Source organism: Saccharopolyspora phatthalungensis (genome assembly GCF_014203395.1).
Taxonomy (GTDB): domain Bacteria; phylum Actinomycetota; class Actinomycetes; order Mycobacteriales; family Pseudonocardiaceae; genus Saccharopolyspora; species Saccharopolyspora phatthalungensis.
In genome coordinates this window covers 5,342,650-5,355,375 of the sequence record NZ_JACHIW010000001.1, presented here as the reverse complement: position 1 = coordinate 5,355,375, position 12,726 = coordinate 5,342,650, and the positions used below count along the sequence as shown (strand labels likewise).

16 protein-coding genes are annotated in these 12,726 nt (G+C 65.8%); 11 read left to right on the top strand and 5 right to left on the bottom strand.

The window, feature by feature from the left end:
- The first annotated feature begins 57 nt into the window (after window positions 1-57).
- Window positions 58-429, top strand: coding sequence for a hypothetical protein (locus BJ970_RS24475; RefSeq protein WP_184728376.1), 372 nt, complete (start codon window positions 58-60; stop codon window positions 427-429).
- 19 nt (window positions 430-448) lie between these two features.
- Here BJ970_RS24475 and BJ970_RS24470 read toward each other — a convergent pair whose 3' ends face one another.
- A complete protein-coding gene (locus BJ970_RS24470; protein ID WP_184728375.1) occupies window positions 449-871 on the bottom strand; it encodes a histone-like nucleoid-structuring protein Lsr2 in 423 nt (140 codons plus the stop codon).
- A 243-nt stretch (window positions 872-1,114) separates the two neighbouring features.
- Here BJ970_RS24470 and BJ970_RS24465 point away from each other — a divergent pair, with 243 nt between their 5' ends.
- From BJ970_RS24465 to BJ970_RS24430, 8 genes are all read left to right on the top strand, one after another.
- Window positions 1,115-1,444, top strand: a complete 330-nt coding sequence (locus tag BJ970_RS24465; RefSeq protein WP_184728374.1) for a histone-like nucleoid-structuring protein Lsr2 — start codon at window positions 1,115-1,117, stop codon at window positions 1,442-1,444.
- A gap of 670 nt (window positions 1,445-2,114) precedes the next feature.
- Window positions 2,115-3,317, top strand: coding sequence for an AAA family ATPase (locus BJ970_RS24460; RefSeq protein WP_246471797.1), 1,203 nt, complete (start codon window positions 2,115-2,117; stop codon window positions 3,315-3,317).
- Window positions 3,318-3,361: 44 nt separating this feature from the next.
- On the top strand, window positions 3,362-5,095 hold the full coding sequence (locus BJ970_RS24455) for a VWA domain-containing protein (protein WP_184728372.1): 1,734 nt from the start codon (window positions 3,362-3,364) through the stop codon (window positions 5,093-5,095).
- Between the two features lie 90 nt (window positions 5,096-5,185).
- Entirely contained in the window at window positions 5,186-5,617 is a 432-nt protein-coding gene (locus BJ970_RS24450; RefSeq protein ID WP_184728371.1) for a hypothetical protein, read from the top strand.
- Between the two features lie 332 nt (window positions 5,618-5,949).
- The gene (locus BJ970_RS24445) at window positions 5,950-6,309 is read left to right on the top strand and encodes a hypothetical protein (protein WP_184728370.1); all 360 of its coding nucleotides are present in this window, start codon (window positions 5,950-5,952) and stop codon (window positions 6,307-6,309) included.
- Between the two features lie 82 nt (window positions 6,310-6,391).
- Entirely contained in the window at window positions 6,392-6,715 is a 324-nt protein-coding gene (locus tag BJ970_RS24440) for a hypothetical protein (RefSeq protein ID WP_184728369.1), read from the top strand.
- Window positions 6,716-6,875: 160 nt separating this feature from the next.
- The gene (locus BJ970_RS24435) at window positions 6,876-7,124 is read left to right on the top strand and encodes a hypothetical protein (RefSeq protein WP_184728368.1); all 249 of its coding nucleotides are present in this window, start codon (window positions 6,876-6,878) and stop codon (window positions 7,122-7,124) included.
- 589 nt (window positions 7,125-7,713) lie between these two features.
- On the top strand, window positions 7,714-8,241 hold the full coding sequence (locus BJ970_RS24430; protein ID WP_184728367.1) for a hypothetical protein: 528 nt from the start codon (window positions 7,714-7,716) through the stop codon (window positions 8,239-8,241).
- A 658-nt stretch (window positions 8,242-8,899) separates the two neighbouring features.
- Here BJ970_RS24430 and BJ970_RS24425 read toward each other — a convergent pair.
- Together BJ970_RS24425 and BJ970_RS24420 are read right to left on the bottom strand one after the other, a co-directional pair.
- Window positions 8,900-9,064 (bottom strand): hypothetical protein, encoded by a 165-nt coding sequence (locus BJ970_RS24425; protein WP_184728366.1) that lies wholly within the window; start codon window positions 9,062-9,064, stop codon window positions 8,900-8,902.
- Between the two features lie 19 nt (window positions 9,065-9,083).
- Window positions 9,084-9,530: a hypothetical protein gene (locus BJ970_RS24420; protein WP_184728365.1), complete on the bottom strand. Its 447-nt coding sequence runs from the start codon at window positions 9,528-9,530 to the stop codon at window positions 9,084-9,086.
- Window positions 9,531-9,983: 453 nt separating this feature from the next.
- On the opposite strand from BJ970_RS24420, the gene BJ970_RS24415 reads away from it, so the two are divergent.
- Both BJ970_RS24415 and BJ970_RS24410 read left to right on the top strand, forming a co-directional pair.
- On the top strand, window positions 9,984-10,307 hold the full coding sequence (locus BJ970_RS24415) for a hypothetical protein (RefSeq protein ID WP_184728364.1): 324 nt from the start codon (window positions 9,984-9,986) through the stop codon (window positions 10,305-10,307).
- Between the two features lie 172 nt (window positions 10,308-10,479).
- Window positions 10,480-10,671 (top strand): hypothetical protein, encoded by a 192-nt coding sequence (locus BJ970_RS24410; protein WP_184728363.1) that lies wholly within the window; start codon window positions 10,480-10,482, stop codon window positions 10,669-10,671.
- 1,128 nt (window positions 10,672-11,799) lie between these two features.
- Here the strand turns inward: BJ970_RS24410 and BJ970_RS24405 are convergent.
- Window positions 11,800-12,291, bottom strand: a complete 492-nt coding sequence (locus BJ970_RS24405; protein ID WP_184728362.1) for a hypothetical protein — start codon at window positions 12,289-12,291, stop codon at window positions 11,800-11,802.
- A 168-nt stretch (window positions 12,292-12,459) separates the two neighbouring features.
- Complete coding sequence (locus tag BJ970_RS24400) at window positions 12,460-12,690, bottom strand: hypothetical protein (RefSeq protein ID WP_184728361.1); 231 nt, start codon at window positions 12,688-12,690, stop codon at window positions 12,460-12,462.
- Window positions 12,691-12,726: the final 36 nt, after the last annotated feature.

Sequence of the window (12,726 nt, the reverse complement as noted above, 5' to 3'; positions counted from 1 at the left end):
CCTCCCCCGGGAGCCCTGCGCAGCCGGGTGGCATGCACGCTCGGTCCCCCGCCGCCCATGCGGATGCCCCGCAACACCGGCGGCATCGTCATCACCTCCGCCGACACCGACCCCGCCCACGCCCTGACCGGATTCACCGGGACCTGGAATCCGCACCTGAGCCCGGGCATCCTGCCCACCGGGACCGTTGTCCTACAACTACTCCCGCCCACCGGCGGGGACGACCCCGACCTGGCCGACGTGTGGCTGTGGATCACCCGTGGCGGTCGCTGGCTGCGGGTGGGCTGCTGGAAGAACTCCGGGCCCGGCTGGACCTACCGCGCCGCACCGCTGATCCATGCCGCCCTGACCGCACGACACACCCGCTCTGCTCGCCAGGACGCGGGCACCCTCCCGACCAGGCTGCGTGCGGTGTCTTCCCAGCGATGACAGGCACTCCGGCGTCTGACTACGCCGATGAGAACTGCGGAGCCAACTCCGAGGCAGGCGCGGGTTTCTTGGCTTCTTTCGTGCTTCGCGGTGCGGCCGCCGGCATCGTCGCCTGTACGGCCGGTCCGGGATCGGTGCGCGGGGTTCGCTGGGCTGCGGCCTGGGCGGTCAGGTGGTCGCGGGTGCGCTGCGCGGCGGCGCGGATCTGTGCAGTCAGATCGTTGTTGGTCTCGCGGGCCCGGCGTTCGGCGCGCTCGGCGTCACGGGCGGTTTTCCTGCGGCCGTGTTTGGTGTGGTGTTCCAGCACGGATCGCAGGTGCTGCGCGTGCCGGGCGTTGAGGTCGATCTCGTAGGTCACCCCGTCCAAAGCGAACGTGATGGTCTGCTGGGCCGGCGAGCCGTCGATGTCGTCAACGAACTCAACCATGGTCTTTTCAGCCAAAGCGCCACCTCAACTACGGGAAGGGAAACTCACGCCAGGACACGCACTTTTGTGCGACGCGCCTGCATTTTGCGAGCATAGAACATTTCCACCCGAAAAGCCAGTCCGCGCGGTTCATACCGGAAATCGAAGACCATGATCTGCTCGATGCATGATCGGCTATTGATACCTCGGGCGATCCTATGGCCGGTATCCGCGCGAGAAACCGAGCAGACAAACCCCTGAAAAAGCGAAGGAAAGCACATGGCTCAGAAAGTCACTGTCCGGCTCGTCGACGACCTCGACGGCACACCAACTGCGGAGACCATCGATTTCGAGTTGGACGGAATCAGCTACGCCATCGATCTCTCCCCTAACAACGCCACCGGACTGCGAGACACCCTCGCGGCCTACGTGGCCCATGCCCGCCGCACAAGCGGCCGTCACCACCCCACCACACCGTCGGCACCGCCGGCCACGAATAAGAAACGTAACCAGGACATCCGGGAATGGGCCCGCGAGCACGGCATGCGGGTATCCGGCCGCGGCCGTATCCCCGCCGGGATCACCCATGCCTACGACCAAGCCCGATGACACCCCCGACGGCACCCACCCCCGGCCAGCCACAGGCGCAGAGGGCGGTGTCATCGGGGGTGCATACCGAGGATCATCAGGAGGATCCGCAGGGGGCACCGGCTAAAGCGCCACCCCCGCCAGGCTGCGCAGGTGCTGCTCGGCGCGGGCTGAGAGGGATCCGGAGGTGTCCCAGACTGGCTTGCCCGCAAGCCGGAAAGACACATCGGGGGGCGGCGCGACGGCAAGGCCCCAACATGATCCTCCCGGCACAGGCTCCCCATCCACACACACTCCTCACACAAACTCACATTCCCCCATTAATTACCCATTCCCTTTCTTTGTTTTTCCTGGCTCCCTTTTCTTTCCCTTGGTTCACCGGAATACCAACCAGCAACAGGATTCCCATTAAATACAGGCCCTTTTTTGTTTCGTTTACGCATTGCCTATTCGGGTGATCCGTAAAGAGTCTTGAAAATGGGGGTGTTATTTGTTGCTGCGGGCGCGTGGTCGAGTTACCTTTAAATGGTCACCGAGAATCCCGGAAATCAAGTGAATTCCACGCCCGGCGTGAGCTATGCCTATCAGAGGAGCCACCGTGACCGCCGCAATTCGCATCACCGACCAGATCCACGCAGTGCCCGACGACGCCGAGATCGTATGGCCGCCCCGTATGCAAGGAACACTGACCATGGCCACACCCCCCACGGCGACACCTGAGGCCACCAGTACGCCCGGCACCGGCACCGCGACGGGGGGACGGTTGCGCAGCGGCGAATTGCGTCGGCAGGTGGCGCAACGGCTAGCCGACCAGCCCGGCCGGGAAATCACCCCGCGTGAGATAGCGGGCGAGCTGGGCCGGTCTTCCGGCGCGGTCGGCAACGCGTTGGCTGTGCTGGCCGGGCGGGGCGAGGCCGAGCAAACATCGACCGCACCGATCCGCTACCGGGCGAGCACGACCACAACGACCGCCGCGACGGCCCCAGCCGCGACCGCGTCCCCGGCGCGCACGTCCGGCCGTTCCCGGAAAACCACACCACCCACCACCGCCCCGAGTAGTCCAGAAAGGACAGTTCCGGTCAGTGAGAAGGAGCCGGTGTCCGGGCCGGTGACACGCCCCAACGGCCAGACCTACCACCCGAGGCTACTGTCGGGATTGCCGGATGTGACCGCGCTACGCAAACTGCGCACGGCCGGGATTTCCTCCCTGCTCTACGGCCCGCCCGGCACCGGCAAAACCTCAGTGGTCGAGGCCGCCTTCCCGGATCTGATCACCGTACAGGGCGACGGAGACACCACGGTCGCCGATTTCGTCGGCGAGTACACCCAAACCCCCGACGGCCGGTATGTGTTCGTGCACGGCCCGCTGGTCACCGCGATGCGTGAGGGCCGGTGTCTGTTCATCGACGACGCCACGCTGATCCCGCCCACCGTGCTGGCGGTGGTCTACCCCGCCATGGACGGACGCCGCCAGATCGTGGTGAAAGCCAACGGCGGCGAGATCGTCACCGCCGAGCCCGGCTTCTACGTCGTGGCCGGACACAACCCGGGCGTGCACGGCGCGGTGCTCACCGACGCCCTCTCCTCGCGGTTTGCCGCCCAGATACAGGTCTCCACCAACTTCGACCTCGCCAAACAACTCAAAATAGACCGGCGGGCCGTGCGCGTGGCACGCAATCTCGCCACCCGGCAACGCAAAGGCGAGATCGGCTGGGCGCCGCAGTTGCGGGAGCTGATCGCCTTCGAGCGGATCTCGGCCGTACTCGGGCCGGACGCCGCCGCCGGGAACCTCGTGGGCATCGCCCCGGAAGAGGACCGCGACACCGTCGCCACTGTCGTACGCGACGCCTTCGGCACCACAGTGCAACCACTCGCCCTCGGCAGCCGCATCTAACCCTCACCCCACCAGTCCAACTGTCCAGAAAGGACACGGCCCAGATGAACGCGCACCTGATCTCCGACGACACCACCGCCACCACCCTCGACGCGGCCCGCGATGCCGCCTGGCTGGCGCTGTCGGCCCGTATCACCGACGAAGTCCCCACTATCGCCGATAGGGAAGATCTGCTGGTCACCATCGCGCCCGGTGCCGGTCACGGCTCGCCCGCGTGTTTTCTGCCCCACCACGCCACCATCGAAATCGACGGCACCCACCTCGGCGGCGTGGACCCGGCCACCCTCACCCCGCATCTGGCCGGTGACCGCGCCCGCTACGCCATAGCGTGGGGACTGCTCACCCACGAATGCGCCCACGCCCGCCACAGCACCTGGGAACCACCACGCGGCGCGCCGCCCGGCGCCCTCGAAGCCGCCATGCTGCTGGAAGAAACCCGCATCGAAGCCGCCCAGATCCACCGCCGCCCCGACGACCGGCACTGGCTGCGAGCCTCGGCCACCCACCTCATTCTCGCCGACACCCACGCCGAGGACCCCGCCCGCGCCCCGGCCATGACCCCGCACGAGGCCGCCCGCGCCGCCGCCCTATTGATGGGCCGCGCCGACGCTGGAATCCTCACCCCCACCGAAACCGCACCCCTGGCCCGCACCGTCGAGACCATCTTCGGTACCGCGACTCTCCAGCGACTACAGGAGATCTGGCAGAACGCCCTCCACGTGGACGACGACGACGCCCAGACCATGCTCGACCTCGGCCACCGCTGGTGCGACGCCCTCGGCGCCGACCCCGGCACACCACCCCCCAGCATTGAGGCCGCCCACGGTTGCGGGACACCATCACCGCTGGCCGAGGCGATCAGCGCTGCGGTCGCCGAGATCACGGCCAACAGCGCCGGTGAACCCGCACCCACCGACCCGGCCACCGAAGCGGCCCAAGCCAGCGCCGCCGAACAACAAGCACAACAGGCCGCCGCGAAAGCCGCGCGCACCGTGTTCACCCCCAGCGGCCCACGCACCGGCCGCACCGCGATCGCCGGTACCCGCCCACCCACACACCACGAACGCAACGCCGCACGACACCTGGCCCGCGCGCTGAGCACCGCCGGAATCCGCGACCGGGTCGCGACGAAAACCACCTCGGCCACACCACCCGGACGCCTACGGATGCGCGGCGCGCTGGCCGCCGACGCGCAACGCGCCGCCGGAGCACTGCCCACCGCCGAACCCTTCACCCGCACCACCCGCCGCACCGTCCCCACGCCACCGCTGCGGCTGGCGATCGCCTGCGACGTCTCCGGCTCCATGGGCGAATTCGCCGGGCCGGTGGCCTCCGCCGCCTGGATCCTCGCCCACGCCGCCCACCACGCCCACATCCCCGCCACCACCGCCACCGTCATCTACGGACGCCGAGTCCGGGCCATCACCCACCCCGGCACCACCCCCAGCGAGGTCACCGAATTCGACGCCAAGGACAACGACGAGAACATCCCCCGCGCGATCGACGCCCTCGACGGCGCCCTGCACCTCTACCGCCCCGGTGCCGCGCGGCTGCTGGTCATCGTCTCCGACGGCAATTACCGCCCCGACGCCCGCCACGACGGGCAGAAACGCCTCGACCGGTTGCGCGCCAACGGATGCGCCGTGCTCTGGCTCGCCCCCGACACCCCCTACACCCGCCCGATGCGCGGCGTCACCGTGCACACCCTGACCGACCCCACCACCACCGCGCAGGCCATCGGCCGCGCCGCCACCACAGCCCTGCGCGCCACCCCCTGACCACACACCCCCGGGGCGGCCCCCAGAGCTCACCCAGGGCCGCCCCCGGACCACCACACCCGCACCTCACCCACAACAAAGGAATCCACAATGGACACCGTTGTTCTCGGTACCGGACGCCTATATTGGGACAGTGACGAACGGCGCACCGACCGCTACGGCACCGTATGCCTCACCCGCGCCACCCGTGACCACACACCCGACCTCGTGACATTCGATGCCGCCCCAGTCGGCATGCACGGGCACCTGGTCGCCGTTGTTCTGGCCACCCGGCCCTCTCCGCACAGCGGCGACTGGGCCCGGGGCCTGTATCCCAGCACGCCGACCGTAGGCGAGGAAATCAGCCTGGGCCCCGGACGTCTGTTCCTCGCTGCCTCCCACCACGGAAACACCAATATCGGCGTGAAACCCGACGACGGGCGCGACCGTGACTGGCTCAACCCCACCGCCCTGTACCGCTGCCACAGCCAAACCGTACGGCTGGAACTCCCTCCCACCACACAGACAACGCCCGCAACCTGACCGGCCCCCGAGCGCCACCAACACGCCCATTTCACCACACCACACCACACTTCCGCATCGGGACAAGGGTCTGCTCGACGCTGCCTTCACCAGCACAACAGCACCGCGCCGCCGAATGGGAACCCGATCCTCGCCACCGGTTAACGCGACCACACCGGAAAAGCCCCGCAAGCAACGCGGCGATCAGGACCACCCCAACGACTCCGAACCGCCGCAACTCCCGCCGCCCGGTAACAGCGACCACCGGGTAACGCCCTGCCCGCAATGCCCCCACAGGCACGCCTCAAAACCTCACAGCCCGGAAACCACCTGAATAGTCACGGAGGAAATCCATGCCTGCCCCGGACATCAATGAAATCGACGAAAGCGTCGGAATCACCCCGCACAGCTACCACTACATCCGGGTCGTCCAGATCAACGGGCGCACCGTGCGAGTCCGCATTCGACGCGACATCTCCGCCCATCACAGCTTCGCAGTCAGCGAAGTACTCACCGAGAAAAGGACCTGGACCCACCTCACCGAGGACTGCCCCGCGAACTGGATCACCACCACCCCACCACCGAGCCCTGCGATCATCGCCCCCACCGTACTCGGCGGACTGGCGCAGCGGCTGATCCACCGCAGCGCCGAAATCCTTACCGTGCCACCCGACAACGACCAGCCACCCACCGCGCGGCAGAGCCACCATTGAATCGCCACCAGAAAACCTGGAAATACATTTCCCTACCTGACGCACGCCATCCACCACGAGCCGAAAGCACATCATGAATTCCGTGATCACCGACGAGACAACAACGGGCAACAACCACACCTACGTCTACATCCGAACAGTGCGGACACCAACCGGGAGCACAGTACGCGCCACGGTGCACCGCGACTTCTACCCACACCAAAGCTTCGCGCTCGCACAAGTCCTCACCCACGACATGACCTGGACCGATCTGACCTTCGAGCCGCCGGAACAATGGTGGGACACGACACCGGTGCCACGCGACAAACACCTCGACACCGTTGCCGAACTGGCACCCATCGCCGAAAAACTGATCGATCGCGCCCTGATCATCATCGGTGACCCGCCCCATCCGGCGCAACACTGACCACACCAAAATCCACGGCGTTCCATGGCGCCACGCTGACCAGAGCACCCTCGCCGGTCAGCATCGCCGCCACCATCGTTACACCGCGAAGCACCCGCCAGCCCAACAACCAATTGAACATCAAACCCTTCTGTCTATTGTGACTCTCTGGAGGTCTGTGATGGGAATCGAGACCGTCGGCGACTTGCTCGCCGCTCTAAAAGACCACGACTCCGAAACCCCGATCCGGTGGGCCGCGCAACCGGGGCGGCCATTCGAATACACCATCGGCGCCGTCGTGCAAACCCCGGCCAACACCGACCGCGACGGCACACCCCCAACGCAGGAGCCGGTGGTGTGGCTGGGCGAAGGCGAGCAGGTCGGCTACCTGTCCGACAGCGCCGCCGACGCGTTGGGTTGGCAGCGGTGACCACCACCAGCCTCCAACGGCTTGCCCGACGTACGATCAACGCCGCCTGCCGCTACCGCACGGCCGAACCCGACGCCCTACACCATCGCCACCACAAATGACCACAGTGGACTCCGAGCTGTCGCGCGGCGCGCACCATCGCCGACGCGCTGGGGGTGCCGGTTGATCACGTGCTCATCACCGACGACCTCGCACCGGGCAATCGCCACGCCCACCATGTGCACTCGGACCTGATCAACCCGAGCACCGGGCACACCTGGCAGTTCTTTCCCGACCCGGCCACGTCCGACGACGAGTGGACGCCACTGGACGAATACCCCGGCAGCGGCGGAACCATATGGCACGCGTCGCCACGCTCGCCGACCTCGGCGACTGGCTCGCCCCCGACAACGACGAACGCTAGAACCACCTGCCCGCCGAACAACACGGCGCCCCGGGCCACCGCCCACACTGCGCCATCACGACCACCTGACACTGTGGCCGAACACCCACACACCCCACCACCGCGTGGAAAAGAGCGTACCGCCTGCCTAACAACGACTTCCGATTCGAAAACCCCCACACGGCACTGATTACACGGTGATGACCAATGACATATACCAGCACACCAGCCACACACCACGCCACAGGGCTCGCCGGACGAGCACTCAACGCCGCACACGCCCACCGAGCCACCGACCCCGGCGGTTTCACACACCGCCACGACAACTCGCCACAATGGACACGATGGAAGCGTCGCGCACGCGTCGCCCGCACCATCGCCGCCGCACTCCAGATCCCCATCAGCCGGGTGACCATCACCGACGACACCCAACGCGACTACCGCGCCCGCAGCGGAGAAGTCCCCGGCGACCTCATCACCATCACGGATAGGCCTGCCGCGCGCAGGTGGCACTTCATTCCCGACCTCGCCACCCCTGGCGACGGGTGGCTAATGATCGACTCCTGCCCCGGATGCGGCGCCGCCGTGCCCAGGACGCGCATCGCCACACTCGCCGACCTCGGCGACTACCTCAACCCCCACCACCCCATCCAGCACCCCGAGGAATTCCACAGCGACCCCGCCCACCTCGCGGGCTGCAACGCCATACAACCTCCGCCGAAGCACAACACATAACGACAGACACACCACAGGGCGAAAACCCGTTCATACACACGAGAAAGGACACCGGCGATGCCCGTTGACAAGCCCCTCGAATACAACGAGTTCCCCCACCCACGGCCACATGGTGGTCGTCACGGGACACCCTGTACTGGCTGGCCGATCACCACGCCGTGATCAAAGGCGGCTGTCGAACTGGAGGGACCCGGTTCTCGACTACTGGAAGCCCGCGCCACAGAGCGAATCACCAGTTCGAAACAGTCTGGGAATACACCACCACCGAGGTGGATAAAGACACCAACGCAGGCAGGGCGCTGCCAACTCTGACCGATCACACCCACGTCGAGCGAGCGCTCTGCCCGCCCTATGTCAGCGACGTCGACGCCCGCCCGCTACAACCCTATCCCCAGCATCCAGGTGGCTTAGAGTGGGGCGACGCCGTCGTACTGGACCGCCCAGAGGCGGTTTCTGTCCTGGCTGCTGGAGGCTCGATCGTCACCGCACGGGGAGCGAATGAGGTGTCACGGCATTGGATACCGTGGTGAACGGCCCAGCGGTGTGCTGGGCCGTTCACGCCTGGATCGAGCCGCCGAGTTCTTACGCGGCGGAGCCGTCGGTGGGAGGCTTGATACCAAATTTCTTCGGTTGGTCCTGGGTTTTCACGGCGTAACCTTCATCCACGAGCTTCTCCGAGGCGTTGCGCACCCGCGCCTGGCGAGCGATGCAGCGCTTTACCGATCGTATTCGGGCCGAACTGTTCTCCAGGATGCTCGGTCAGGAAATCCTCGACCATCCCACGCAGCTCTCCCTTCTTGAGCCGGTCAGACGCTGCGGTCACCGGCTCCTGCGTCAAAGCCTCACAGCGATCCCGGGCCGTTTCTGGCCGCGACACCATGTGGCTCGCCGTCATCGGTTGGGCCGGACTCGGTAACGGTGCTGTCGTCGTTGTTTTGGTGCTGCTCGGCTGTTGGGATCCCGGGTCCCGTGCTCACCGCAGTGGTGGCGGAGTCGCAGATCATCCATCGATGGGCGGCGCGTCGCTCGCCTTCGGCGGTACCGGGGAGGCGGGTGACGGTGCCGTCCTTGTCCCAGGACGCCAGGATCTTTCCAGCGGTGGACTTGCCCACCTCTGCTGCCACGGCCAGCTCGGAGGTGGTGGCGCCGGGTTGGGCACACAGCGCCGTCCACACCTTGTCCTTCGCCGCGGTGCGTACTGATCCATCAGCGGCAGCGCCGGCCGGGGGCACGGCCCGCAGCGTGCGGGGCCTGGCCTGCCTTCGAGCCTTGTCGTTCTTTCTGGGCACGACAATCCTCCCCTTTTCCGGAGTCAAGCGACACGTTGATGTTCATGCCCCGGGGCTGTAGCCGACGGTGCGCGGCCGTTGTTCGGGCTACACGGATATGGACGCTCTGTTGCACCGCAACAGTCAAGTGATATCGCCGAAAAGGACGTGGACCACCCGGATCGAGAACTCGGCCGCTCGGGCAGACTGACACAGATGACAGCATTGTTGAGATTCCCCTTCACGACAGGTTGGCAGAATCCCTTGTTGGCACCGACCAAGGGCCCGGAGTTCACGCTGAGGCAACAAATCGGTGGCATCCTTAGACGTGTGCCGACTATTCGGCTATCCATCCCAGTAAACGTTTGAGTACCCCAGGCGCCCCGGCAAGCCACGAGAGCCGGCCTCGCCTCGCGCGCAACGACCACACCCATTCGGCGGACACTGATCTCCGACACACTCGGTTCCGCCGTCTTGAACCAAACCGTCCTCAGCACCATTGAGCAGCCGAACTCCGCCGGAGTGTCCGCCCAGCATCGTCACCAGCAGTACCCGCCGGACATCGTCGACGCCCCGCAGCAAACCATCCTCGTCCAACAGCACAGCTCCCCCCGCAACAGCTCGCCGTCACGCAGCAGCCCCGAACCCGCACCCAACCCTGGCCACAGCGCTCATGACGCAACCAACAGCACCCGGCCCTCCAGCGACAACTCCACCAGCAACCTGCCCCGGACTGTTCAGCCCCGCAACGGCGCACAATGCCCCAGTATGCCGAACCTCCGCACCCGCAGCCCGTGAACGTCGGTATCCACACCGCCCGATCAACCCCATCACCTGCAATCCACGACCGCCCATGCGCGTGATTACGGGACGCATTCCTAGACAAATTCTTGACTTCGCGCCACGACAATGTGTTCATCTATTGTAGATCGTTCAATCCTAGCCACAACGCCGAGCAATGGAGGCTCATATGGAACAGATCGCATGGAAGCCCGGCCAACGAGTAGCCACCACAACGTACCACCGAGCGGGTACAGGGACCACGACAGGGCGCACTACTGTCAACGAATTCCCTGAAGGCCAGCTGCGCGTCGAGGTACGTATGGACGACGGCCGGGTTCTGTGGTCACTCGAACGCGTGCTGCGCCTCGTCAACGAATGATACCCGAACCACCATTCCACCAGGTGCGACCGCTTGACCCCATGGTCGGTTGAAACCGCTCAACGCTGCAACCACACCGCCGGCCCTGCGGAGTTACCTTCGGGCCGCGAAAAGTCTCATACTCAGCGTATGATCCACACTCGGCCGGGTCCTAACCGTGTAGCGCCCCTTCGAGTTCAGCATGCGCCACACCCCCTTTACGCCGTGGTCTCTAACTGCGCCCCAGTGGCCGCAAGCGGCTGGTGCAAGCACTACTTGATCACTCGCCGCATTGCAGAATGCCCGTCCACTCATAAGACCTTGGCTGCGAGAGGCCGAGCGCTGGGAGCCTTTTCGCGACCACCCACTTGCAGCGATGGGGCCACACCGCCCCCGAATTCAATGGGTTCTTTCGGGTTCCTTGGTCGCGGGTGCCTGGGTGTCCGGGGCCGGTACGCCTGCGCTTGTTTTTCGGTCCCACACCTGGCCAGATGCCTGAGTGGCTGGGACTGGTGAAGGCGATTTGCGAAGCGGCGTGTGGGAATGTGCGGCGCCATTCCAGGGCCCAGCACACGCCGGGGCAGGGGAACGAAATCTCCGAGCAGTGCATTGATGTCGTGCTGGTTGCGGCAGATGACTGGGCTGGCCGAGGCGTCATAGCGGCGTTTGAGTTCGACGACTGTGGGATGGAGTGCTTCAGGGATGCCGTCATCGGTGATGTGCGAGATCGACAGGAAGGCCCTGGTCGGTCAACTTCGTCACAAAGACCCGCTCGGCGCTCATCAACTCGACGAGCACGGCCGAACGGCGGCGTGGTAGCTGACCGCCCTGAGCCGGACGTCCTCTACGCTCGCGGTCCCCGCGATCAGTTTGCGCCACATCTCGCTACCGCACTCCCTCCCGCTACCCACGACCAGGGCGACCCAGTCCGACAGCAGTAGCCCGACGCGCCCAGTCGCTTGAATGCGGCTTCCCCACCGTCGGTGGGCGCCATGACTTCTGGAACACGAACACATCCACGTCGAGCGTCTGGATCACCTGGTAAAACCCAGGTCGTAGGGTCTGCTACTCCGCAGCATCGTCGTAGAGCTTCAAAAGGGTGTAGGTGCCGATCCGCGAAATTCCCGGGCCCGGTGTGGACCTGGACCTTCAGGACGCTCCCTTCTCCCCGTCTGTGAGGTAGGGCGGCAGCGACGGCTTGTCCAGCCACCACAGCCGAACCCCCAACCGGTTCGCGATGTCGTTTAGCGGCCCCGGATCCACGAACGGCGAGACAGCGCCGTTGTCGCCGATGACCTCGCCCAGCGCGTCATCATCGATGTACCTGGCCAGCGCATCATGGGCTTCTTCGCGGCGGGCCTGCCATGCAGCGGGATCCGCAAGCAGCGTCTCAAACGCGGCCACGTCCTCCCGGGGCAGAGTGCCTACCTCATCCTTTGGTCGCTGGACATGCTCATAGTTACTGTGTAGCCGGTAGAAACCACCTGAGGGACGAATCTGCGCGAGCATGCGCGATGACTCATCGTCGGCGAGAAATCGCCGGGCCACTGACATACAGGGCGAGAGATACAGGTTGTAAGAGGAATGGGCGGGATCGAAAGGTGCCTCCATCCGCGCTGCCTGGAACAACGCCAGAGCCACGAGCATCACCGTCGGCCGCGGCACCTCAAGATGTCCGACTTCAATGCCGGAACGCCGGCGGACGAATTAGGCGACCAACGGCAGGGCGAGGTCCGCCGCCGCAGTGAACGGCGGGGCACCGATCACACCAGACGCCGTCCATTCCCACCCATCGGTCTCCAGCTGTGATCACTCATTGTCCGACGGCCTCCGCTCCCGCATCCGTTGATCGATACCAGTTACCTCTAGCTCAGTGTGCAGCACACCGCCGCCGCCAAGCGCAAGCTCGTCCTCCCCGTGCCGGACCGCCATCTGACCGGCGTGGTCGAGCAGCCGGTCGAATGCGGCCCCATCCCGCCGCGCTAGCTCCCGCACCAGGTCCTCGACCTGATCACGGGCACCATCGGCGAGGGCATACACATCAAATCCTCGTGGCCGCCGACCGTCAACGACACC

Bases quoted from the DNA above. Each gene is read 5' to 3' on its own strand.
- BJ970_RS24450 (WP_184728371.1), top strand. From the start codon at position 5,186: ATGGACACCGTTGTTCTCGGTACCGGACGCCTATATTGGGACAGTGAC.
- BJ970_RS24455 (WP_184728372.1), top strand. From the start codon at position 3,362: ATGAACGCGCACCTGATCTCCGACGACACCACCGCCACCACCCTCGAC.
- BJ970_RS24445 (WP_184728370.1), top strand. From the start codon at position 5,950: ATGCCTGCCCCGGACATCAATGAAATCGACGAAAGCGTCGGAATCACC.
- BJ970_RS24430 (WP_184728367.1), top strand. From the start codon at position 7,714: ATGACATATACCAGCACACCAGCCACACACCACGCCACAGGGCTCGCC.
- BJ970_RS24435 (WP_184728368.1), top strand. From the start codon at position 6,876: ATGGGAATCGAGACCGTCGGCGACTTGCTCGCCGCTCTAAAAGACCAC.
- BJ970_RS24410 (WP_184728363.1), top strand. From the start codon at position 10,480: ATGGAACAGATCGCATGGAAGCCCGGCCAACGAGTAGCCACCACAACG.
- BJ970_RS24465 (WP_184728374.1), top strand. From the start codon at position 1,115: ATGGCTCAGAAAGTCACTGTCCGGCTCGTCGACGACCTCGACGGCACA.
- BJ970_RS24475 (WP_184728376.1), top strand. From the start codon at position 58: ATGCGGATGCCCCGCAACACCGGCGGCATCGTCATCACCTCCGCCGAC.
- BJ970_RS24460 (WP_246471797.1), top strand. From the start codon at position 2,115: ATGGCCACACCCCCCACGGCGACACCTGAGGCCACCAGTACGCCCGGC.